This is a genomic window from Streptomyces sp. AM25, from assembly GCF_058146165.1.
In genome coordinates, this window is record NZ_JBKIWN010000007.1 from 152,363 (window position 1) to 173,306 (window position 20,944).

Annotated in this window: 20 protein-coding genes and 1 pseudogene; 12 read left to right on the forward strand and 9 right to left on the reverse strand. The window is 72.4% G+C overall.

Annotated features, from left to right (window positions below; all coding sequences use genetic code 11):
- The first annotated feature begins 45 nt into the window (after nucleotides 1–45).
- The 4 genes from ACLHRZ_RS11045 to ACLHRZ_RS11060 all read left to right on the forward strand — a co-directional run bounded on the left by ACLHRZ_RS11045 (nucleotide 46) and on the right by ACLHRZ_RS11060 (nucleotide 3,523).
- Nucleotides 46–759 carry a TetR/AcrR family transcriptional regulator gene (locus ACLHRZ_RS11045; protein WP_490418153.1) on the forward strand — a complete coding sequence of 238 codons (714 nt, stop codon included), beginning with the start codon at nucleotides 46–48 and terminating at the stop codon, nucleotides 757–759.
- 69 nt (nucleotides 760–828) lie between these two features.
- Nucleotides 829–1,728 (forward strand): class I SAM-dependent methyltransferase, encoded by a 900-nt coding sequence (locus ACLHRZ_RS11050; protein WP_490418154.1) that lies wholly within the window; start codon nucleotides 829–831, stop codon nucleotides 1,726–1,728.
- Between the two features lie 97 nt (nucleotides 1,729–1,825).
- Nucleotides 1,826–3,097, forward strand: coding sequence for a DUF6986 family protein (locus ACLHRZ_RS11055; RefSeq protein WP_490418155.1), 1,272 nt, complete (start codon nucleotides 1,826–1,828; stop codon nucleotides 3,095–3,097).
- A 54-nt stretch (nucleotides 3,098–3,151) separates the two neighbouring features.
- Nucleotides 3,152–3,523: a hypothetical protein gene (locus ACLHRZ_RS11060; protein ID WP_490418156.1), complete on the forward strand. Its 372-nt coding sequence runs from the start codon at nucleotides 3,152–3,154 to the stop codon at nucleotides 3,521–3,523.
- Between the two features lie 74 nt (nucleotides 3,524–3,597).
- On the opposite strand, the gene ACLHRZ_RS11065 is transcribed toward ACLHRZ_RS11060, so the two are convergent.
- On the reverse strand, nucleotides 3,598–4,581 hold the full coding sequence (locus ACLHRZ_RS11065) for a LacI family DNA-binding transcriptional regulator (RefSeq protein WP_490418273.1): 984 nt from the start codon (nucleotides 4,579–4,581) through the stop codon (nucleotides 3,598–3,600).
- A 196-nt stretch (nucleotides 4,582–4,777) separates the two neighbouring features.
- On the opposite strand from ACLHRZ_RS11065, the gene ACLHRZ_RS11070 reads away from it, so the two are divergent.
- The 4 genes from ACLHRZ_RS11070 (at nucleotide 4,778) to ACLHRZ_RS11085 (ending at nucleotide 8,499) form a co-directional block, all read left to right on the forward strand.
- Nucleotides 4,778–5,740: an ROK family protein gene (locus ACLHRZ_RS11070; protein WP_490418157.1), complete on the forward strand. Its 963-nt coding sequence runs from the start codon at nucleotides 4,778–4,780 to the stop codon at nucleotides 5,738–5,740.
- A gap of 96 nt (nucleotides 5,741–5,836) precedes the next feature.
- Complete coding sequence (locus ACLHRZ_RS11075; RefSeq protein ID WP_490418158.1) at nucleotides 5,837–6,877, forward strand: NUDIX hydrolase; 1,041 nt, start codon at nucleotides 5,837–5,839, stop codon at nucleotides 6,875–6,877.
- A 291-nt stretch (nucleotides 6,878–7,168) separates the two neighbouring features.
- Nucleotides 7,169–7,447, forward strand: coding sequence for a hypothetical protein (locus ACLHRZ_RS11080; protein ID WP_490418159.1), 279 nt, complete (start codon nucleotides 7,169–7,171; stop codon nucleotides 7,445–7,447).
- A 41-nt stretch (nucleotides 7,448–7,488) separates the two neighbouring features.
- The gene (locus ACLHRZ_RS11085; protein ID WP_490418160.1) at nucleotides 7,489–8,499 is read left to right on the forward strand and encodes a D-alanyl-D-alanine carboxypeptidase family protein; all 1,011 of its coding nucleotides are present in this window, start codon (nucleotides 7,489–7,491) and stop codon (nucleotides 8,497–8,499) included.
- On the opposite strand, the gene ACLHRZ_RS11090 is transcribed toward ACLHRZ_RS11085, so the two are convergent.
- Nucleotides 8,478–9,863, reverse strand: a complete 1,386-nt coding sequence (locus tag ACLHRZ_RS11090; RefSeq protein ID WP_490418161.1) for a dipeptidase — start codon at nucleotides 9,861–9,863, stop codon at nucleotides 8,478–8,480. The two genes, ACLHRZ_RS11085 and ACLHRZ_RS11090, sit on opposite strands and share 22 nt — an antisense overlap.
- A 215-nt stretch (nucleotides 9,864–10,078) precedes the next feature.
- Here ACLHRZ_RS11090 and ACLHRZ_RS11095 point away from each other — a divergent pair, with 215 nt between their 5' ends.
- Together ACLHRZ_RS11095 and ACLHRZ_RS11100 are read left to right on the forward strand one after the other, a co-directional pair.
- On the forward strand, nucleotides 10,079–11,278 hold the full coding sequence (locus ACLHRZ_RS11095; RefSeq protein WP_490418274.1) for a geranylgeranyl reductase family protein: 1,200 nt from the start codon (nucleotides 10,079–10,081) through the stop codon (nucleotides 11,276–11,278).
- A 279-nt stretch (nucleotides 11,279–11,557) separates the two neighbouring features.
- Entirely contained in the window at nucleotides 11,558–12,487 is a 930-nt protein-coding gene (locus ACLHRZ_RS11100) for an RpnC/YadD family protein (RefSeq protein WP_490418162.1), read from the forward strand.
- Nucleotides 12,488–12,852: 365 nt separating this feature from the next.
- Here ACLHRZ_RS11100 and ACLHRZ_RS11105 read toward each other — a convergent pair whose 3' ends face one another.
- On the reverse strand, nucleotides 12,853–13,515 hold the full coding sequence (locus tag ACLHRZ_RS11105) for a M15 family metallopeptidase (RefSeq protein WP_490418163.1): 663 nt from the start codon (nucleotides 13,513–13,515) through the stop codon (nucleotides 12,853–12,855).
- Between the two features lie 225 nt (nucleotides 13,516–13,740).
- On the opposite strand from ACLHRZ_RS11105, the gene ACLHRZ_RS11110 reads away from it, so the two are divergent.
- Nucleotides 13,741–14,109 (forward strand): hypothetical protein, encoded by a 369-nt coding sequence (locus ACLHRZ_RS11110; RefSeq protein WP_490418164.1) that lies wholly within the window; start codon nucleotides 13,741–13,743, stop codon nucleotides 14,107–14,109.
- 221 nt (nucleotides 14,110–14,330) lie between these two features.
- Here ACLHRZ_RS11110 and ACLHRZ_RS11115 read toward each other — a convergent pair.
- The 4 genes and pseudogenes from ACLHRZ_RS11115 to ACLHRZ_RS11130 all read right to left on the reverse strand — a co-directional run.
- Nucleotides 14,331–14,444: pseudogene (locus tag ACLHRZ_RS11115) on the reverse strand (NUDIX domain-containing protein); the annotation flags it as partial.
- Nucleotides 14,441–15,700 carry a helix-turn-helix domain-containing protein gene (locus ACLHRZ_RS11120; RefSeq protein ID WP_490418165.1) on the reverse strand — a complete coding sequence of 420 codons (1,260 nt, stop codon included), beginning with the start codon at nucleotides 15,698–15,700 and terminating at the stop codon, nucleotides 14,441–14,443. The gene ACLHRZ_RS11120 and the pseudogene ACLHRZ_RS11115, both read right to left, overlap by 4 nt.
- 784 nt (nucleotides 15,701–16,484) lie before the next feature.
- Nucleotides 16,485–17,381, reverse strand: a complete 897-nt coding sequence (locus ACLHRZ_RS11125; RefSeq protein ID WP_490418166.1) for a DUF2797 domain-containing protein — start codon at nucleotides 17,379–17,381, stop codon at nucleotides 16,485–16,487.
- A 23-nt stretch (nucleotides 17,382–17,404) separates the two neighbouring features.
- A complete protein-coding gene (locus ACLHRZ_RS11130; protein ID WP_490418167.1) occupies nucleotides 17,405–18,607 on the reverse strand; it encodes an MFS transporter in 1,203 nt (400 codons plus the stop codon).
- A gap of 17 nt (nucleotides 18,608–18,624) precedes the next feature.
- On the opposite strand from ACLHRZ_RS11130, the gene ACLHRZ_RS11135 reads away from it, so the two are divergent.
- Entirely contained in the window at nucleotides 18,625–19,848 is a 1,224-nt protein-coding gene (locus tag ACLHRZ_RS11135) for an ROK family protein (protein ID WP_490418168.1), read from the forward strand.
- Between the two features lie 92 nt (nucleotides 19,849–19,940).
- Here the strand turns inward: ACLHRZ_RS11135 and ACLHRZ_RS11140 are convergent, their stop codons facing one another.
- Both ACLHRZ_RS11140 and ACLHRZ_RS11145 read right to left on the reverse strand, forming a co-directional pair.
- Nucleotides 19,941–20,402, reverse strand: coding sequence for an ATP-binding protein (locus tag ACLHRZ_RS11140; RefSeq protein ID WP_490418169.1), 462 nt, complete (start codon nucleotides 20,400–20,402; stop codon nucleotides 19,941–19,943).
- A gap of 144 nt (nucleotides 20,403–20,546) precedes the next feature.
- Nucleotides 20,547–20,873 carry a hypothetical protein gene (locus ACLHRZ_RS11145; protein WP_490418170.1) on the reverse strand — a complete coding sequence of 109 codons (327 nt, stop codon included), beginning with the start codon at nucleotides 20,871–20,873 and terminating at the stop codon, nucleotides 20,547–20,549.
- Nucleotides 20,874–20,944 lie beyond the last annotated feature (71 nt).

Below are 20,944 nucleotides of genomic sequence, written 5' to 3' on the forward strand. Positions count from 1 at the left end.
CTGTTGGTCCGGCAAGCCCGGGAGAGGGAGAGAGGGGACGTGTCCGTGAGCGGCAAGGAGCACGCCGAGACGGTGCGGCTGTTGTGGGGGCCCCACCCCGGACCCGCCCGCGGGCCCCGGCGCACGCTCGACCTCGGCCGCATCGCGCAGGCCGGGATCGAGGTCGCCGACGCCGAGGGTCTGGACGCCGTGTCCATGCAGCGGGTCGCCGCCCTGCTGGGCGTCACCAAGATGGCGCTCTACCGGTACGTGCCCGGCAAGGCCGAGCTCGTCGCCCTCATGGTGGACGCCTCGCTCGGGCCCGCCCCGGCCCCCGTCGCGGGGGGCTGGCGGGCGCAGCTCGACGACTGGGCGCGGCGGCTGTTCGCGGCCTTCCGGCTGCACCCCTGGGTGCTGGACGTCACCGTCGGGCCCCGCGTCATGGGCCCCGTGGAGCTGTCCTGGATGGAACGGGCCGTGGCCGCACTGGACGGTACGTGCCTCGGGGGAGCCCAACGGATGGACGCCGCGGTCCTGTTGGTCAACCACGCACGCGGCATCGCCGCCCAGAGCCGCGCAGCCGGACCGGAGGGTGCCGAGCCCGAGAAGGAACTCGCGACCGTCCTCGCACAGTTGATGCAGGAACGCGGCGAGGGGTTCCCCGCCCTCGCCGCGGCCTTCGCCTCGGCGGCGGAACCCGGCGGGGGGCGCGACCAGGCCTGGGAGTTCGGGCTGGAGCGGATCCTGGACGGTCTGGCCGTGTGCATCGACGAAGGATGAGCTCGGCAGCCATAGATGCGGTCACAAAATCGGTGGCACCGAGGAGGACGGCCTCGTTAGCGTCGCACCGTGACATACGAGAGCCCGCTCGCCTACCTGCTCGGTCTCGAAGGCCTCGCCCTGCTGCGCTCGTTCACCGGAGAGCGCGACCGTGAGTTCGCCGAGGCGCGCATCGCCGAGATCCGCACGCTGCTCGACGACGCGTCGTTGGCGGACGCGGCCGTGGACGTCGCCCGGGTGAGCACGGTGGACGGCTACCGGGTCTGGTCGCAGACCTACGACGGACCCAACACGGCCTTCGTCATCGACGAGCCGGTGATCGGGGAGATCGTCGACGCGCTGCCGACCGGTAGCGGTACCGCTACCGCCCTGGACGCGGCGTGCGGCACCGGCCGGATCGCGGAGCTGCTGGCCGCGCGCGGCCACCGGGTTCTCGGCGTCGACAGCTCATCGCACATGCTCGCGCAGGCGCGCACGCGGGTGCCGGACGGCGACTTCCGCCTCGGCGACCTGGGCCGGCTGCCGGTGGCCGACGACGCCGTGGACCTGGTCGTCTGCTCCCTGGCGCTGACGCACGCCCCCGATCTGCGGCCGGTGTTCGCGGAGTTCGCCAGGGTGCTGCGCCCGGGCGGACACCTGGTGACCTCCGACGTGCACCCCGAGCGCGTGGCGCGCGGCGCGGTCCCGCCGGTGCGGCTGCCGGACGGGACGCGGGGGCGTGTGGCGAGCCACTGCCACTCGGCCGGGGACTACGTGCGCGCCGCGCTCGCGGCGGGGCTGCAGGTCCGGCGTTGCGAGGAGCCGCCGATGCCGGCGGCACCGCAACGGGTGCGCACCGCCGGACCCGGACCGGTGCCGTGGGAGCTCTGGCCGTGGGGCCTGGCGGACCTGGTGCCGGAGGCGGGGGAAGCGGCTGCTGCCGGCGTACCGGCGGAAATCATCTGGCACTTTCGGCTCGCCGGGTCCTGAGGACCGGCCACCGCGGTGTTGACCCCCTCCGCCCCCACCGTTAACTTCACCGCACGGATGGTCATTTCCGTGCAGCGGAAACCTGGAGGGCAGCGGCATGGGACAGCAGCAGCACACGATCGCGACGACCTTCACCCCGGCCCTCCCCGCCCGTATCGCCGCCTCCCTCGCCCACGTCGACGCCGAGCTCGCCCGCCGCTATCCGGGCGACCCCGGCACCCGGCAGCCCGTCCACACCGTCTACGTCCCCGCCGATGTCTTCGCGGCCGACACCGTCCGTTCCTGGGGTGACCGCGCGCTCGCCGCCCTCGATGAACATGCCGCCGGTGCACGGGGGTTCGGTGCCGTCCTGGGGCTGCCCGACGGCCTCGCCGTCCCGGTCCACGAGCGCGTGCGCGCCAAGTTGCGCCGCGAACCCGTGGAAGACCTCCGGATCGACTTCGAGGACGGGTACGGGCCGCGCCCCGACGCCGAAGAGGACGCGGCCGCCGCCCGCGCCGCGCGCCTCGTGGCCGAGGCGTACGAAAACGGCACGGCCGCCCCGTACATGGGGATCCGCATGAAGTGCCTGGAGGCCCCCGTCCGCGACCGCGGCATCCGCACCCTCGACATCTTCCTCACCGGACTCATGGACGCCGGCGGGCTGCCCGACGGGCTCGTCCTCACCCTGCCCAAGGTCACCTACCCCGAACAGGTGGCCGCCATGGTGCAGTTGGCGGAGGAGTTCGAGAAGGCGCGCGGGCTCGCGGCAGGCCGGATACGGTTCGAGATACAGATCGAGACCACCCAGGCCGTGCTCGGCGCCGACGGGCGCGCCACCGTCGCCCGGCTCATCGAGGCCGGCGGCGGGCGCGTCACCTCCCTCCACTACGGCACCTTCGACTACAGCGCCGCGTGCGGGGTGAGCCCCGCCCACCAGTCCCTCGACCACCCGGTGGCCGACCATGCCAAGGCCGTCATGCAGGTGGCCGCCGCCGGTACCGGGGTGCGGCTGTCGGACGGGTCGACGAACGTGCTGCCCGTCGGGACGACCGAGCGCGTCCACGAGGCCTGGCGGCTCCATCACCGGCTCGTCCGGCGGTCGTTGGCCCGCGCCTACTACCAGGGCTGGGACATGCACCCCGCCCACCTGCCCACGCGCTACGCGGCCGTCTACTCCTTCTACCGCGAGGGCCTGGAGCGGACCGCGGCCCGGCTCGCCGCCTACGTCGCCGAGTCGACGGACGCCGGCGTACTCGACGAGCCCGCCACCGCCCGCGCGCTCAGCGGGCATCTGCTGCGCGGGCTCGACTGCGGGGCGATCGACGAGGCGGAGGTCGCCGTGCCGGCCTGGAAGGACATCGAACGGCTGGCCGGGCGGGCCCGGTGATCTGAGTAGGAGAGCGGATATGCAGCGCCGGTTCCGCCGCCCAGGATGGGCGGCATGACCGAAAGAACCGATCTCGTACGCGCCGGAGAAGGCAGAGGCGCGCTCGTTCTCTCCATCCTCGTGCTGGCGGCGCTCTTCCTGGCGCCCAGCCTGTGGGTGTGGTCGCAGGCCCTCGACTTGGTCCGGCACCCGTCGTCGTTCGACTGGAAGAGCAACCACGACAACCACGTCCGGTTCGCAGCGGTTTCCGCCATCGTCTTCGGCATGCCCTTGACGGGGGCCTTCCTGGGAGGGACCGTCGCGGACGCCCGCGGGAAGCACGGGGGAGTCGGGGCCGCGACCGGGGCGTTCCTGGGGGCGCTGGGGCTGCTGCTCTGCGGCGTGGTGGGGTTCGTCTGGATGCTCGGTGCTCCGCTGGGGCTGTAGTGCGTCAACTGCGGGCTCGTCGTGGCTGGTCGCGCCCACGCGGCGGAGCCGCATGATGAAACAGCTCCGCGCCCCTACGGGGCGCGGAGTTCCCCCGACCCCCGCGCGATCAGCCGTGTCGGCAGCACCACTTGGCGCGGCTCCTCGCCGGCCCCGTCCAGGCGCCGGAAGAGGAGTTCCGCCGCCGTGCTGCCCAGGCGTGCGGCGTCCTGGGCGACGACCGTCACGGCGGGGGAGAGCAGGTCGGCGAGTTCGAGGTCGTCGAAGCCGACCAGGGCGACGGGGCGGGGGTGGCGGGCGAGGACGCGGACGACCGTTGCCGTCACGCGGTTGTTGCCCGTGAAGAGGGCCGTCACCGGGTGCGGGCCCGTGAGCATGCGTTCCGCCTCGGCCGTCACGCGCTCGGGGGTCGTGGGGCCCAGGGAGATCCAGGAGTCGTCCGCCGGCAGGCCCGCGGCGTCGAGCGCGGCGCGGTAGCCGCGCAGTCGCTCGGTCGCGGTGTGGACGGTGGGGCGGTCGCCGATGAAGCCGATGCGGCGGTGGCCGTGGGCGGCGAGGTGGGCGACGCCGTCGCGGGCGCCGCCGAAGTTGTCGGAGAGCACCGCGTCGGCGTCGATCCGGCCCGCCGGGCGGTCGACGAAGACCGTGGCGACGCCCGCCGCCATCTCCGGTTCCAGGTAGCGGTGGTCGTGGCCGGCCGGGATGACGATGAGGCCGTCGACGCGGCGGGCGCACAGGGCGAGGGCGAGTTCGCGCTCGCGGTCGGCGTCCTCGGCGCTGGAGCCGTTGAAGAGCAGGGCGCCGTGGTCGCGGGCGACCTCCTCGACGGCGCGGTTGAGCGGGGCGTAAAAGGGGTCGGCCAGGTCCTCCAGGACCAGGCCGATGGAGGCGGTGCGGCCCTTGCGCAGGATGCGGGCGCTGTCGTTGCGGCGGAAGCCGAGGGCGCCGATCGCCTCCCGGACGCGCCGCTCGGTGTCCGCCGTGACGCCCGGCTCGCCGTTGACCACGCGCGATACGGTCTTCAGGCCCACGCCGGCGCGGGCGGCCACGTCCTTCATCGTCGGACGGGTGCCGTAGCGGGGCTGCTGCGGGGTGCGGGGGGTGGCGGCGCGGTCGGTCACGGGACGGTTCGTCCTCCGGGGCGGGGCGGTGGCGTGTGCTAGAGCATAGAGCCTGGACAACGTTGTCAAGCGCGGGGGAGACTGGCTCTCCCCTCACACTGCCCCGTACCTCGACCAGGAGAGAGCGCCCCCCATGCACGACGCACTGCCCGGCCTCGTCGCCGCCCTCGACATCGGCGGAACCAAGATCGCCGGAGCGCTGGTGGACGGCCGGGGCCGGCTGCTCCTGCGGGCGCAGCGGCCGACCCCCGCGCACGCGGACGGCGCCACGGTGATGGGCGCCGTGGCCGAGGTGCTGGGGGAGCTGCGCCGCTCGGCCGACTGGCCCCGGGTGCGGGCCGCGGGGATCGGCAGCGCGGGGCCCGTGGACGCCTCCATGGGAACCGTCAGCCCGGTCAACGTGCCCGGCTGGCGCGGGTTTCCGTTGGTCGACGAGGTGGCGCGGTGCATCGGCGGACTGCCCGTGGTGCTCGTCGGCGACGGGGTCGCGATGACCGCGGCCGAGCACTGGCAGGGCGCGGCCCGTGGGCGGGACAACGCGCTGTGCATGGTCGTCTCCACCGGTGTGGGCGGCGGACTCGTCCTCGGCGGCCGGCTGCACCCCGGCCCCACCGGCAATGCGGGTCATATCGGGCATATCAGTGTCGACTTGGACGGTGAGCCCTGCGCCTGCGGCGGCCGCGGCTGTGTCGAACGGATCGCCAGCGGGCCCCACATCGCCCGCCGCGCCCTGGAGTCCGGCTGGCGGCCGGGGCCGGACGGCGACGCGAGCGCCGCCGGTGTCGCCGCGGCCGCCCGCGCCGGCGACCCTCTCGCCCTCGCCTCCTTCGCCCGCGCGGCCCGGGCGCTCGCCGCGGGGATCGCGGCCACGGCGACGCTCGTCGAGATCGACGTGGCCGTGATAGGCGGCGGCGTGGCCGGTGCCGGGGACGTCCTCTTCGTCCCCTTGCGGGAGCGGCTGCGCGAGTACGCCACGCTCTCGTTCACGGCGGGCGTCGAGGTCGTCCCCGCCCGGCTCGGCGGCGATGCCGGTCTGGTGGGGGCCGCGGCCGCAGCCGCGGAGGCGCTGGGGCTGTGGGCAACTGCCGCGCCCTGAGCGCATGGTGTTGACCGTGCACCCATGCCGCTCGTACACCTTTCCGTGGCAAGGTGTACCGGGCAGTACACAGGGGGCTACGGAAAAGGGGGAACCGTGATCGTCTGGCTGAACGGCGCGTTCGGTGCGGGGAAGACCAGCACGGCCCAGCAGCTGACCGGACTCATCCCCGGCAGCACCCTCTACGACCCCGAAGTGACCGGCGGGGCGCTGCGCCACCTGCTGCCGGCGCCGCGCATGGCCGAGGTGGCCGACTTCCAGGACCTGCCGGTCTGGCGCCGGATGGTGGTGGACACGGCGGCGGCGCTGCTCGCGGAGCTGGGCGGCGTGCTCGTCGTCCCCATGACGCTGCTGCGGCAGGAGTACCGGGACGAGATCTTCGGGGGGCTGGCCTCCCGGCGGATCCGGGTACGGCATGTGCTGCTGATACCGGAGGAAACGATCCTGCGTTCGCGGATCGAGGGGCGGGCGGAGTTCGCGTACGACCCCGTGCGGAGCGAGGCCGTCCGGCAGTGGGCGCGGGAGCATCTCGTCCCCTACCGCGAGGCGTTGGGGTCCTGGCTGAAGGACGACGCCTTCGCCGTCGACAACAGCCGGCTCACGCCGCGCGAGACGGCCGAGTGCGTCGCGGAGGCGGTGCGCAGCGGGGCCGCCGGGCCGTGCGAGATCGTGCAGACGCCGGAGCCGACGGCCGAGACGCTGGCCGCGGGGGTGCTGCTGTTCGACGAGGACGACCGGGTGCTGCTGGTGGACCCCACGTACAAGCCGGGCTGGGAGTTCCCGGGCGGGGTCGTGGAGCCGGGGGAGCCGCCCGCGCGGGCCGGAATGCGGGAGGTGGCGGAGGAGATCGGGATCGAACTCGCCGCCGTGCCCCGGCTGTTGGTCGTCGACTGGGAGCCGCCGGCGCCGCCGGGGTACGGGGGCCTGCGCTTCCTCTTCGACGGCGGACGGCTCACCGGGGCCGATGCACGGCGGCTGCTGCTGCCGGGGTCGGAGCTGCGGGGGTGGCGGTTCGTGACGGAGGACGAGGCGATGTCCATGCTGCCGCCGGTGCGGCTGAGCCGCTTGCGGTGGGCCCTGCGGGCGCGGGAGCGGGGGAGGGCGCTGAACCTGGAGGCGGGAGTTCCGGTGGGGTGAGGGCGAAGGGGGCGGGCCGGTATGCCGGATCGTCCGCGTCCATTCGCTTCTCTTGCCCTGTCTCTTGTATTCGCTTCTCTTGGAAGGGGCCGGGCGGAGGGCCGAACCGCCCGCCCGCTCCCTACAGGACCGCTGCACAGCGGAGCGGATACCGATACACGGCGGCCCGGATTCCGATGCGTTCCCCGGGCACTCTTCGATGTGCACCCTTCGGCGCCCCAAGAGGTAGCGCGAAGAGCGCGGAGGGCGGTCCTGCCGCCGAAGCGGTCCACACAGATCGAGGAGCACACCGTGAACACCTCCGACACCACAGCCCCTGTTCGGGCGCGCTTGCGTGCCATTGCCTCCCGCGCGCAGACCGGTGTGTTCCGCGCGCTCCGGGCCGTCGGCGCAGTCGCCGTCATCGCGTCCGTGCTGTTGATCGTCGGCGCCTTCGCCGCGGACCCGAAGGCGGGCGAATCGTGGCAGCCCGCCGGTGTGCTCGGCGCGATCGGGCTGTGCCTCGGCGCGACGATGGTGGCCGTCGCCATGCCGGCCCGTTCCGCAACGGCGAAGCCGGGGCGCCGATGAGCCCGTGGGGCCCTCACCGCAGGCCCGGCTCCGGGCGTGCCGTGCCCGTCCGCCCCCTCCTCCGCCGAACCGCCGAACTCCCCGGACGGGCCTGGGTCGCAGCCTGCCGGCTCGGCGACGCCGCTCTCGCCGGCGTGCACCGCATCGGGGCGACAGCCGTGCTGCCCTGGCCCCATGAGGGCCAGGCGAGCGTGGAGATAGCCGGGGTCGGAAGCCTCGGCACGGTCGGCGAGCAGACACCGGTGCCGATCGCGAGCCTCACCAAGGTGATGACCGCCTACGTGGTTCTGCAGGAGCATCCGCTGAGCCCTCGGGACACCGGGCCCATGGTCCGTGTCGACCGGATCGCCGCCCGGGAGTCGGGCTCGCCGATCGAGTCGGTCGTGCCCGTCGTGGAGGGGCAGCAGCTCCCCCTCCGGCAGCTGCTCGAGTTCATGCTGATCCCGTCGGGCAACAACATCGCCAGGCTCCTCGCCCGCTGGACCGCCGGTTCCGAGGCGGCCTTCGTGCGCCGGATGAACGATGCTGCCGCTGCCCTCGGCATGACCCGGACGACCTTCACCGGCTCCTGCGGTATGGACATCGGGAACACCAGCACGGCCGTCGACCTGCTCGCCCTGGCCCGCACGGTCATGCAGGACGACGTGTTCCGGGCCGTCGTCGGCACCCCGTCCGTCTCCCTCCCCGCGGGCCGGGGCGAGGGCCGCACCACCAACCGACTCCTCGGCCAGTACGGAGTCGTCGGGTTGAAGACCGGCACCAGTACCCCGGCGGGCGGCAACGTGCTGTGGGCCGCGTACGCCGATGTGTTCGGCGCCCGGCGGCTGGTGCTGGGCGCCGTCCTGGCGCAGCGCAGGGGGCGGTCCCCGGTGCGGGCGAGAGCGGCGGTCTGGGCCCACAGCCGACGCCTGGTCAAGGCCGTTCACCGGGCGTCGTTGGACGACTGCGGGGTGACCGCAAGCGGGAGGCCGGAAACCCGGATGCCCGGTGCGGGGCGGAAGCGCCGCCCGCACCGGGCACCGGACGTGGATCAGGCCTTGCTGCGCGCGTAGTTGACCAGGAACAGCGCCTCCGTCAGCGACAGCCGCTCCAGCTCCTCCGGCGACACGCTCTCGTTCACCGCGTGGATCTGGGCCTCCGGCTCGCTCAGGCCGATCAGGAGGATCTCCGTCTGCGGGTAGAGCGAGGCCAGCGTGTTGCACAGGGGGATGGAGCCGCCCATGCCGGCGGTCTGCATCTCCTCGCCGGGGTACGCCACCTGCATCGCCTCGGCCATCGAGGCGTACGCGGGGCTCTGCGTGTCGGCCTGGAAGGGCTGGCCCTGGCCGACCTGGTCCACCGTGACGCGGGCGTCCCACGGGGCCGCCGACTCCAGGTGGGCGGCGAGCAGCTTCGTCGCCTCGGCCGCGTCCATGCCCGGGGGCACGCGCAGGCTGATCAGGGCGCGGGCGCCCGCGTGGACGGACGGGGTGGCGCCGACGACCGGCGGGCAGTCGATGCCGAGCACCGTGACCGCGGGACGGGCCCACAGACGGTCGGCCACCGTGCCGGAGCCGATCAGGGAGACGCCGTCCAGGACCTTCGCGTCCTTGCGGAAGTCCTCCTCCGGGTACTGCAGGCCCTCCCAGACACCCTCCGCCTCCAGGCCGTTGACGGTCGTCGAACCGTCCTGCGCGCGCAGCGAGTCGAGGATGCGGATCAGGGCGGCCAGCGCGTCCGGCGCGGCGCCGCCGAACATGCCGGAGTGCAGGTTGCCCTCCAGCGTGTCCACCTGGACCCGCAGGAGCGTCATGCCGCGCAACGTCGCCGTCACGGTCGGCAGGCCGAGCCGGAAGTTGCCGGCGTCGCCGATGACGATGGTGTCGGCGGTCAGCAGCTCGGGGTGCGCCTCGGCGTACCGCTCCAGGCCGCCGGTGCCCTGCTCCTCGGAGCCCTCGACGATCATCTTGACGTTGACCGGGATGCCGCCGTGCTCCTTGAGCGCCCGCAGCGCGGTCAGGTGCATGATGAAGCCGCCCTTGCAGTCGGCGGCGCCGCGCCCGTACCAGCGGCCGTCGCGCTCGGTCAGCTCGAAGGGCGGGGAGATCCAGGCGGCCTCGTCCAGCGGCGGCTGCACGTCGTAGTGCGCGTAGAGCAGCACTGTGGGAGCGCCGGCCGGGCCGGGCAGGATGCCGTAGACGGACTGGGTGCCGTCGGGGGTGTCCAGCAGGGCGACGTCCTCGAAGCCCTCGGTGCGCAGGGCGCCGGCCACCCAGGCCGCGGCCGCCTCGCACTCGCTCTTGGGGAACTGGGCCTCGTCCGCGACCGACTTGAAGGCGACCAGCTCGGCCAGCTCGGCCTTGGCGCGCGGCTGCAGCGAGGCGACGGTCGTCGCGAGTGCGGCCGGGGCCGGCTGGTGGGTCGAGGACGTGTCCATGGACGCTCCTTGTGGGCGCGGTGTCGTATCCGTGGTTACGGGCGATCGTGACTGACTGTCTGTGTCCTCGATCCTCGCACGACCGCTCCGGACGTTCCCGCGGCGGGTGTCCGGGCCGGTGGGCCGTAGGATGCGGACGGTAGTCGTAGCCGGTGGTCGATGGGGAGCAGAACGCGGTGAGCAGCGACAGCACAGCCCGGGAAGAGGGCCGGGACGTGCCCGGTACGCCCGGTACGGAGCCGGTGTGGGACGTCGTGGTGGTGGGCGGAGGCCCCGCCGGGGCCTCGGCCGCGCATGCCGCGGCCGCTGCGGGCCGCCGGGTGCTGCTGCTGGAGAAGTCCGAGCTGCCGCGCTACAAGACCTGCGGCGGTGGCATCATCGGCCCCTCGCGGGACGCCCTGCCGCCCGGCTTCCGGCTGCCGCTGCGGGACCGCATCCACGCCGTGACCTTCTCGCACAACGGCAGGATGGTCCGCACCCGCCGCTCCCGGCGGATGCTCTTCGGGCTCATCAACCGGCCGGAGTTCGACGCCGGCCTGGTGGACGCGGCCCGGGCCGCGGGCGCCGAGGTGCGCACCGGGGTGACCGTCACCCGCGTCGAGCAGCACGGCCCGTCCGTGCCCGACCGCCGCACGGCGGCCCTCGTCCTCGGCGACGGCCGCACCCTGCTCGCCCGTGCCGTGGTCGGCGCGGACGGCAGCGCGGGCCGGATAGGGGCGCACGTCGGCGTGAAACTCGCCCAGGTCGACCTCGGCCTGGAGGCGGAGATCCCGGTGCCGGCCTCCGTCGCCGAGGACTGGGCCGGCCGGGTGCTGATCGACTGGGGCCCGATTCCCGGCAGTTACGGCTGGGTGTTCCCCAAGGGCGACACCCTCACCGTCGGCGTGATCTCGGCCCGCGGCGAGGGCACCGCCACCAAGCGCTACCTGGACGACTTCATCGGCCGCCTGGGCCTCGCGGGCTTCGAACCGAGCATCTCCTCCGGCCACCTGACCCGCTGCCGCTCCGAGGACTCCCCGCTCTCCCGCGGCCGCGTCATCGTCTGCGGCGACGCGGCCGGCCTGCTGGAGCCGTGGACCCGCGAGGGCATCTCCTTCGCCCTGCGCTCCGGCCGCCTGGCGGGCGAGTGGGCCGTACGGATCGCCGAGGCACAGGACGCCGTCGACGCGCGCCGGCAGGCGCTCAACTACGCCTTCGCCATCAAGGCCGGGCTCGGCGTGGAAATGGGCGTCGGACGCCGCCTGCTGGCATTCTTCGAGCGCCGGCCCGGGGTCTTCCATGCCGCGCTCACCGGATTCCCGCCCGCGTGGCGGGCGTTCGCGCACATCGTGCGGGGGACGACGTCGCTGGCCGAGATCGTGCGGACGCATCCGCTGGCGCGGCGGGTGTTGTCGGGGATGGACCGGGGCCGTTAGGCCTCCGGCCCGGTTGGTGGCGCGGTTTCGTTCGGCCGCCGGTTCGTTGCGGCTTGGCCGCGCCCATGCGGCCGAGCCGCCTGAGGCGGGGTGCCGAGGCCCGTCGGTGCCGGAGCGTGCGTCGTTCCGCTGACGACGGGCGAGTGGTCGACCCGCCCGGGATCGGCGGGCGTGGCTCTCGTGGGCGTTCCGTGGGCGGATCGGCACATCGCCACTCGAACGTGTGGTTGGCAATCGTTTGTCGGGCGGGGCCCGTGTGCCTCTTCATAACGTCGGCCCATGGTTACTTCGCACCATGAAGCCTCACACCGGATCTTTCAGGACCGTCCGAAGCTGCTCGCGCCCGTGTTCAGGATCCTGGGCCTGCCACCTCCCGAGAAAGCGACGGTCGAGGTGCTGACCGCGGATACGACGGAGATCCGTCCGTTGGAGCGGCGGGTGGACAGCGTGCTGCGCATCGATCCGTCGGAGGGCGAGGGCTTCGTGCTCGCCATCGAGGCGCAGGGGCGTCGGGATCCGGACAAGGAGGCGAGCTGGGCGTATTACTTGGCCTATTTGACGGCGAAGTACGAGCGCCCGGCTCTCCTGCTGGTGGTGTGCCACGACAAGGCGACCGCCGACTGGGCGGCCGGGCCGTTCCGGCTCGGCCCGGGCTACTGGGCTGCTCTGTCGGTTCATCCGCTGGTGGTGGGGCCGGGGAACGTCCCGGTGATCACCGACCCGGGGGAGGCTGCCGAGGACCTCACTTGGGCGGCGTTCGCCGCCATGACACATAGCCGTGGCCGGAATGCTGCGGCAATACTGGAGGCGCTGGCCTGTGCCCTGCGCACAGCCGACCCTGTGTCCTACACGTACTACTCGGAACTGTTGGAAGTCGGCCTGGCGGACGACCAGGCAAGAGCAATCTGGAGGGACCTGATGGGTGTGGGCTCTTTCTTCCCCGGGCGTGGCACGCTCGTCGAGGAGAAGTACTTGGAGGGCAAGGCCGACGGAGTCGCCGAGGGCATCGCCGAAGGGCTCGCGGAGGGCAAGGCCGAGGAGCGTGCACGGTTGGTGCTGCGCGTGCTGGAGAAGAGGGGGATCTCCGTGCCGGATGCGGTGCGGGAACGCCTCACCGACTGCTCCGACCTGGACGTCCTGGATCGGTGGTTCGACCAGGCGTTCATCGTCTCCACGGCCGAGGGGCTCTTCGCCGAGGGCGGCTGCTGAGGTCATGCCGACATCTTCACCCGCCCGTGCGACGTCGACGCGCAAGGCCGCTCCTTCGATGTCTGTGACGGAGCGGGCCGGCTGAGGGCGGCCGGGCAGGAGCCCTCGCAGGTCACCGTGCCGACGAGTTCCACCGCCCACCGCTTTGCCGCTGGTCACCGCATCCGCATCGTGCGGACGCATCCGTTGGCGCGGCGGGTGTTGTCGGAGGCGGATCGGGGCCGCTGGGCCCCGGCCCGGTCGGGGGTGCGGTTTTCGTTCGGCCGTCGGCTCGTTGGGGCTGGTCGCGCCCATGCGGCTGATCCGCCTGATGCAGCTACCCCGCACCCCTGATGGGGCGCGGTTGTCCGGCAAGTCCAGGTCGGTCAGACCGACGAGGTGATCTCCTTCGAGCCGTAGAGCACTGCGGCCTCCCCGGTGGTCAGAGCCCAGTAACGGTCGCCGAACGACCAGTGCCACCACTCGGTGGGGTAGTTCACCAGGCCCGCAGCGGTGAGCACGGAGCCCAGCAGCTTCCGGTTGGCGCGGGCTTCCGTGCTGATGTTGACGGCGTGGGTGTAGCAGGCGCCCTCGCTCTCCTCGGGGTCCGCATTCATCCGGGTCCCCAGGTCCAGCTCGCGCCCCTCCCCGTCGGCCAGGGTGAGGTCGACCGCCGCACCGGCACTGTGCGGAGCGATGTCGGGCGGCGATACGTAGCGGCTCGCCGCCGAGTTGACCTGCTCAGCCGACCAGTTGGGGTGGATGGCTGTCAACTGGTCGGCGTACTCCTCGAAGTACGCACGCTGAAGCGAGGGAGGCCGATACCCCTCGACGAACAGCAGCCGCAAGCCCTGCGGGAGCAGTGCCTGGGCCTTCAGCAGCCGTTCCAGCACACCTTCCCGCAAGTACGCGAAGACATCTGCCGGGTCCTGCTTGCGTAGATCGACCAGCAACCGGCGATCGCGGCGGACATCTACAAGACGTTCACCACACTCCGCAACGGGAATCGCAGCGACCTTCGGATCCGACATCAAGATGATCTCGCTCATGAAGCGATCATCTCGCAGGCGAGACCCGGCGAACCTCCGGGGCACAGCAATGAATGATCTACGACAGCGGTCCCGGATGGCCTTGACGCCGAGGCTGCCGGCGTCAGCGTCCGGTCAAGCCTGGTAGGGGTTCGCCTGCGTTCATCGGAACTCCAGAAGGTTCTTGCGCGTTGTTCCCGGAATATGAGGAAAAAGCAGCGAGCTACGGCAGTGTCCGGAACTGGCGTGAACGCCGGTGGTGGTGAGCGGACGAAGGTCGGCCTCTGGGTACCCGGCACAGTGAATCTCGCCCTCGGTATACCGGCGCTGGTTCCGCTCTCCTGCGCATGGTGGCTGGTGACCGAGTATCTGCCGATGGATTGTCACAGCACCGAAGAGGCGGCGCGGGGCGGGATCACCAACTGCAACTTCCACACCCTCGATCACGCAGGTCCCATGATGTTCCTGCTGACCGTGTCAGGGCTCCTCATGGTGATGCTGATCCTCGGGGTGAACGTGCTGGGGCCCCTACGGCGCGGTGACCGGCCGGGACAGTGGCTCTCCACGACCGTACTGATTGCGGCACCGTTCACGTTGCTTCTGGCACTGGCCTGAGCCGGACAAGGCATAAGCTGTATTGCCTTTAGATGTCACTCCTCGTCGAGACGCGAGAGAGCCTGGCGCACCTGATCACTGAACTACGCGTTCGCCATCAAGGCCGGGCTCGGCGTGGAAATGGGCGTCGGGCGCCGCCTGTTGGCGCTCTTCGAGCGTCGGCCCGGGGTCGCTTACGCCCCTGTTCTCGCCGTCGCCTCGCTCGTCTCCCCATGGAGATATCCAGCTGCATCATGCAGCAGCACATCGGTGGCGACGCGCTTGCGGGCCTGTTTGGCATTTCCCTCTGCCAGGTACGCCTTCCATGCAGCAGGGTCTGACGGCGTCGGTTTCATGCCGGAGTGCCTTCGCCGTGAGGCGGCATGAGATCGGCGAGTAGCAGTGACCGTGTGCGTGTGAAGTCGTCCAGACGCGCCAGAAAGTCCCTCACGGGCAGGTGGGATCGGTGTTCCACCAGCCGACGCCTCAGGTCCGCCACGTGGTTGGCGACTCGTACCGAGCACAGCGATGGATCGGTGGTCAGCAGGTCTCGACCGAACTGTACGACAGCGTCCATGTCAGCTCGGTAGGCATGGATGGTCACCAAAGTGATACGGTTCAACGCGAGGGAACGCGCGCGCCCTTTCTCACACAACTGGATTGCCTGTTCTGCATGTTCCAAGGCGTCGTCGTACTTCCCTATGTCCCGCATGGCAAGGGCGGCTTCACTTGCCAGAGACGCCGTGACAAAAGGGCTCGCCCAAGGGTGTGCAGTGGTCGGCTGCTTGTCCAGTTCCTGGTGTGCCCGATCCAAAGCACGTGAGGCAGTGACTGGTTGGGCGGCTGCGGCAGCAGCTCTCGCCTTCATGACGTGAAGCCTTGCGGTGAGCGAAGGAACAGCGGGGCCTCGGTCGACAGTGTCGATGCCTGCGTTCGCCCAGTGCGCGGCGCCGGCCGGATCGCCTGTCTGGAGGGCCAGGTGACTACTGCTGGCTGCGATATTGGCGGATAGCAATGAGTCTCCGGACGCCTGTGCCAGAGTCAGCGCGCGGGCGAAGTGTCTGTCGGCGAGTTCGTCACAGCCCGAGCCGTGAGCCATCCAGCCGGCCATTTCCGCGAAAGCCCCTGCCGCCGCGAAGACTTGGGGTTTGCTGTCGGCGTCGACCAGGCGACGGGCAATCGTGTTGCTCATGTGGCGTACGACGGCTGCGTACAGACGCCCTCCGCCGGTTGCCCTGTCCGCGTCACGGAAGGTGGTCATGGCTGCGAAGTCGTCATCGTCGGCCGGCCGCGGTGGCGTTGTGCCTCTGACCGTGCGGACTTGCGGCTCCCATGGCCGGGTTGACAGCCCGAGCATGTGCCCGGGGACGCGAAATCCGTCGGCGATCTGCTCGAAGATCGCCAGCTTCTCCACCCGCCTCCTTCCGTTCATGTAGTCGTAGAGCCGGCCTTGCGTGATCCCTGCGAGTTCGGCGATGAGACGGGTGCTGAAGCCGCGGTGATTGAGCAAGCGGAATGCCGTGCCCATATCCCGGGTGGCACACGCTTGCCTGAACTGTTCGTCGTCAAGTAGCCCAGCGGCGACGTGCTCACGGGGTGCCGACTGCTTCATCCCATCCCTCCTCCCCGGCTCAGGGCGACAGTACTGCCACGGCACGTCCGACTCCATCCTGGCGTCACCTCAGGGGGTCACCTGTGCTCCGGTCGTGGTCGTCCACTGGAGCAACAGCGCTGGCCTTGCCACGTGGCTTGCGCGGCACGGTCGTGATGAGGGGGAACGGGATGGCCGGTCGGCCGGCGTCGATGACGTACCGAGTGGGTTCTTGGGTGGTGGACAAGGGACGGGGCAAGGTCGGTCGGCTCATGGGACATGAAGGGCCGTACATCCAGCTGCGCCCGCCCGGCGGTGGCTGTGAATGGGATGCACGGCCAGAGATGTTGCGGCTGGCGACCGTCGAGGAGCGGACACAAGCAGGCGTCAAGGACGATCAGTGTCAGGCCGGTGGGCCTGGCGCCGCAGCGAACCGGGCGTCTGCGTCCCCGGATGGACAGGAGCGGCAATGACACGGGTGTGGTCGCAACGAGTGAAGCCCCGGGGACGTGATCGTCGCAGAGGGCGCGGAACGGGAAGTGAAGGGCGTCCGCCAGGACTGGCGTTCGGGGACCATGGCGGTTGTGCTCACGTTCGAGGACGGCTCTTCCCTGCGGCTGGGCCCCGCGGATTCGGCCTGTCTGAGCGATGGCGTGCGACGTCCCGGACGGGACACCGGACGGTGACGCCGGTCCGGAAGGGATCAACCGTGGCCCGGAGCCGGAGGCGTCTGGGCGGCGTTGCACCTCTGCCGGAAGCGGATCTGACGAACGGCATCAGTCGTCACGGCGCCCCCGGCAGCCGCTCAGAACAGGGCTTCGGGACCGTCCGTCGTCCCGGAGGACGGGGACCTGACGTCCACCGTTGTCGGCGCCCCCGGCGCCGCCGCGGTGAGGGTCCAGCCTGCCAACTGGCGGGCGTCCAGCAGCAGGAACCGTCCGTCCGCGGTGTCCAGATAGACGTCCGGGCCGGCCACCGCGGCCACTCGCCCCGCCACCGTGCGGCCGGGCGCGAGCGCCACGACGCCCGGGTCCCGGCGCAGCCGGTCCAGGTGGAACGTGGTGTCGTGGTGCACCGGGGTGAACTCCCGTACCGCGAGGGACTCCGGGAGACCGGGCAGGCGGCACGCGCGGGTGTGCAGGTCCGCCAGTTCGGCCGCACGTGCGGTCTGCGGCGGCACGGGGTGGCGGGCGACGCGCTTGGCCGCGTACGGGAAGCGGTCCGGGACGGCGAGGGCCCCGCCGAGGACCGACTCCGCGCGGCGGGCGGCCATCAGCGGGCCGCGGCCGAGCAACGCGTAGGAGAGCGCGGCCTGTTCGAGGAGCCGGGCTCCCTCGCGTTCGGCCGCCGTGATGCCGACCTTGATCAGGCCCGGGGCGAACCAGGCGAGGTAGACGTCGTACGGGCGGGGGTCGTCGGCGGCCGTGTCGGCGGCGACGGAGTGCGAACGGTCCAGGCGCGCGCACTCGGGGCACTGCGCGGAGACGGCGCCCGGCGGGACGAGCGCCTCCGTGGGGCACGGCGTGTGGCGGCCCGCGCGGCGCACGCCCGTGCAGTGGCGGGCGGGGCCGGTGGTGAAGGCGAGGGGCCGGTCCGGCGGGAGGGGGGAGCGGCGGTCGCCGTGGGCCGGGTGGTGCCAGGTGAGGGCGGGGCCCTCGGCCGGGGACCAACGGAGGCCGGTGCAGCGCCAGTCGGTGTGCATGGGGTGCATTCTCCCGGTCCCGTCTACTGGACCACCCGCCGGGCCGCGTACGCCATCACCGCCGCCGTCGCGGCCAGCGCCGCGACCGTCGTCAACGCGACCGGCAGGGTGTACGCCTCCGCCAGGAAGCCGATCGCCGGCGGGCCCAGCAGCATGCCGCCGTAGCCGAACGTCGAGGCCGCGGCCACACCGCTCGGGCCCGCCAGCTCCCCGGCGCGGCCCACCGCGACCGGGAAGACGTTGGCCAGGCCCAGGCCCGTCACCGCGAAGCCGGCCAGCGCGGCCCACACCGTGGGGGCCAGCGCGCCCAGCAGCATCCCCGCCGCCGCCGTCGCCCCGCCGACGACCAGTACGCGCGTCTGGCCGAGCCGTGCGAGCAGCGTGCTGCCCGCGAGCCGGCCGATGGTCATGGCCAGTGCGAAGACCGAGTAGCCCACGGCCGCGACGCCCGCGGGGGCGGCGAGGTCCTGCTGCAGGTGCAGGGCGCTCCAGTCCGCGAGGGCGCCCTCCCCGTACGCGGTGCACAGGGCGATCAGCCCGAAGACGGCGACCACCCGCCCGGCGGGGCGGGAGGCCCGGGCGGCGGCCGCCGCGGGCCGTTCCCGCTCCGGCAGTGTGTGCGCGAGCAGCCCACGGCCCGCCGCGGCGCTGACGGCCAGCCCGAGCGCGGTCAGGAGCAGCAGGTGCGCCGTTGCCGGCAACTGCCCGGCGACCAGGCCGCCGAGTCCCGCCCCGAGCATGCCGCCGACGCTGAACGCGGCGTGGAAGCTCGGCATCACGGGCCTGCGCAGAGCGGCGACGAGGTCGACGGCCGCGCTGTTCATGGCGACGTTGAGCCCGCCGTAGGCGGCGCCGAAGACCAGCAGCACCAGGCCGAGGGCGAGCGCCGAACCGGCCAGCGGCGGCAGGGCGATGCCCAGCGACATCAGGACCGCCGAGGCGACCGTCACCCGGTGGCTGCCGTAGCGCCGGCACAGCCGTCCCGTGATCATCATGGTGGCGACCGCGCCCGCCGACACGCCGAGCAGGGCCAGCCCGAGGGCTCCGGCGGAGGCCCCGGTGCGTTCCTTGATCGCGGGGATGCGGACCACCCAGCCGGCGAAGAGGAAGCCGTCGAGGGCGAAGAAGAGGGTCAGTCGGGCGCGGAGGATACGGAGTGCCGATTCGTCCGGGGCCCGGTGAGCCCCAGGAAAAATGGCCGTCCGTATTTTGTTCAGCGTCGGCACAAAGTCAGAATAGGGGTGTGACCCAGACTCGGACAACACGTTTGGAGCGGGGCCGCGGCGCCCTCGGCCCCGCCCTGGAGCTCGTGCACACCGGTCGCGCCCCCACGCGCGCCGTCCTCACCGCCGAACTCGGTGTGACCCGGGCGACGGCCGGGGCCGTGGCGGCCGAGCTGGAGGCGCTCGGCCTGATCCAGGTCGACGCCCGCCCGGCGGCGGCCGCGGGCTCCCAGGGCCGCCCGTCGCACCGCCTGTCCGTCGCGCCGAACGGCCCCGTCGTCCTCGCCGCGCAGATCCACGCGGACGGCTTCCGTGCCTCGCTCGTCGGGCTCGGCGGCCGGACGGTCGCCACGGCACCGGGCTGCATGACGGTCCCCGCCGACCCCTCCCACATCATCGACGCCGTCGTGGCCGCCGGCGCCGGGCTGCTGCGCGAGACCGGGCGCCGCTGCCTGGGCGCGGGGCTCGCCGTGCCCTCGGCCGTCGCCGAGCCGGAGGGCACGGCCCTCAACCCGCTGCACCTCTCCTGGCCCGCGGGCGCGCCCGTGCGCGAGCTGTTCACCGAGGCCCTCGCCAAGTCCGGGGTCACCGGGCCCGGCGGCGTCCCGTTCGCCGGGGTCGCGGGCAACGACGTCAACCTCGCCGCCCTCGCCGAGTACCGGCACGGCGCGGGCCGGGGCGCCCGGCACCTGCTGTGCGTGGCCACGGGGCACCGCGGCGTGGGCGGTGCGCTCGTGCTCGACGGCCGTCTGCACAGCGGCAGTTCGGGCCTCGCCCTGGAGGTCGGCCACCTCACCGTCAGCCCCGCGGGCCTGCCGTGTCACTGCGGCAGCCGCGGCTGCCTCGACGTCGAGGCCGACCCGCTGGCCTTCGTCACCGCGGCGGGCCGGGAGCCGGGTCCCGCGGTGTCGCTGCTGCAGCAGTCCCGGGACCTCATCCGCACCGAGTACGCGGACCCGGCCGTGCGGGCCGCGGCCGCACTGCTCATCGACCGGCTCGGGCTCGGGCTCGCGGGCCTGGTCAACATCCTCAACCCGGACCGGGTGCTGCTGGGCGGCCTGCATCGCGAGCTGCTGGAGGCCGACCCCGAGCGGCTGCGGGCCGTCGTGGCCGACCGCAGCCTGTGGGGGCGGAGCGGGAGCGTGCCGATTCTCGCGTGCACGCTCGATCACGGCAGTCTGATCGGGGCGGCCGAGGCGGCGTGGCAGCCGGTGCTGGACGATCCGTTGGGGGTGCTGGGGTAGCCCCCCGGGTGCGGGTGCGTTGGGGTTGCTCGCGCCCACGCGGCGGAGCCGTAAATGGAGACAGTCCCGCGCCCCTCACAGGGCGCACGGCCTCAGCCCAGGGCCGCAGCCGTCTCCAGCGGCGGGGCAGCATCCACCGGGCAGAGAGCGGCAGTCGGCACCGCCAGCGTGAACCACACGACCTTCCCGCCGTCCTGGCGCTCCCGTACGCCCCAGCTCTCGCTCATCGCCGCCACCAGGGCCAGTCCGCGGCCGTGCGTCGTCAATCCGTCCGTGTCCGCGACCTTGATGCACGGCAGCCGCGGATCGTGGTCGCGCACGGAGACCGTGAGCCGCTCCGGCACCAGGTCCATGTCGACCGTGCAGCGCTTGTCCGGCTGCGCGTGCAGGTGGACGTTGGTCAGCAGCTCGGTGACCCCGAGCGCCGCGGAATCGATGAGCGGATCGAGATGCCAGTAGCGAAGTTGCGCAGATACGATTCTGCGCACCTGGCGGATCCGCGGGGGGAGAGCCTGGAGTTCAACGGTGCAGTGCTTGTTCACTCGGCTGATCACGGCTGCGACTCCCTGAAGAAGTAGGGCTAGCCTGATGCAGATGTGCGCTGTCGATACGGGCTGTCGATATGCGCAGGACTCTCGGTGATACCGGTACGCAACAAGCGTCGGTGCTCATGGCCGAGTGCGCAACTCGTGCGCCCGTCAGGTGCCCTCGTGCGCCGCCCTCACCGCCGCCAGGAAACGGTCGACCGCGGCGTCCGCCGCATCGCCGGGATCGACCTCGCGCCGGCCCAGCGTCAGCACGTACCGGGTGCCGTTGACGGTCGCCCGGGCCCGGGCCCGGTCCCGGGCGGCGAACCACGGCTTGCTCGCCTGGACCGAGACCACCGGTGCACTGTCGATCTCCCGGCCGTAGCTGGTGAGCAGCTCCAGCCTGCCGTCGTGGATCTTCACCTGGCCGGCCCGGGTGAGCGACCTGCGGGCGCGCTCGATCCCTACCCCCGTCGCAGTGAACTCCGGTTCCGCCACGGCACACCGCCTCTCCCGCCGGAAGGTCCTCCGTGCGCAGTCTGCCCGTGCGGAGGCCAGGGCACCAGTAC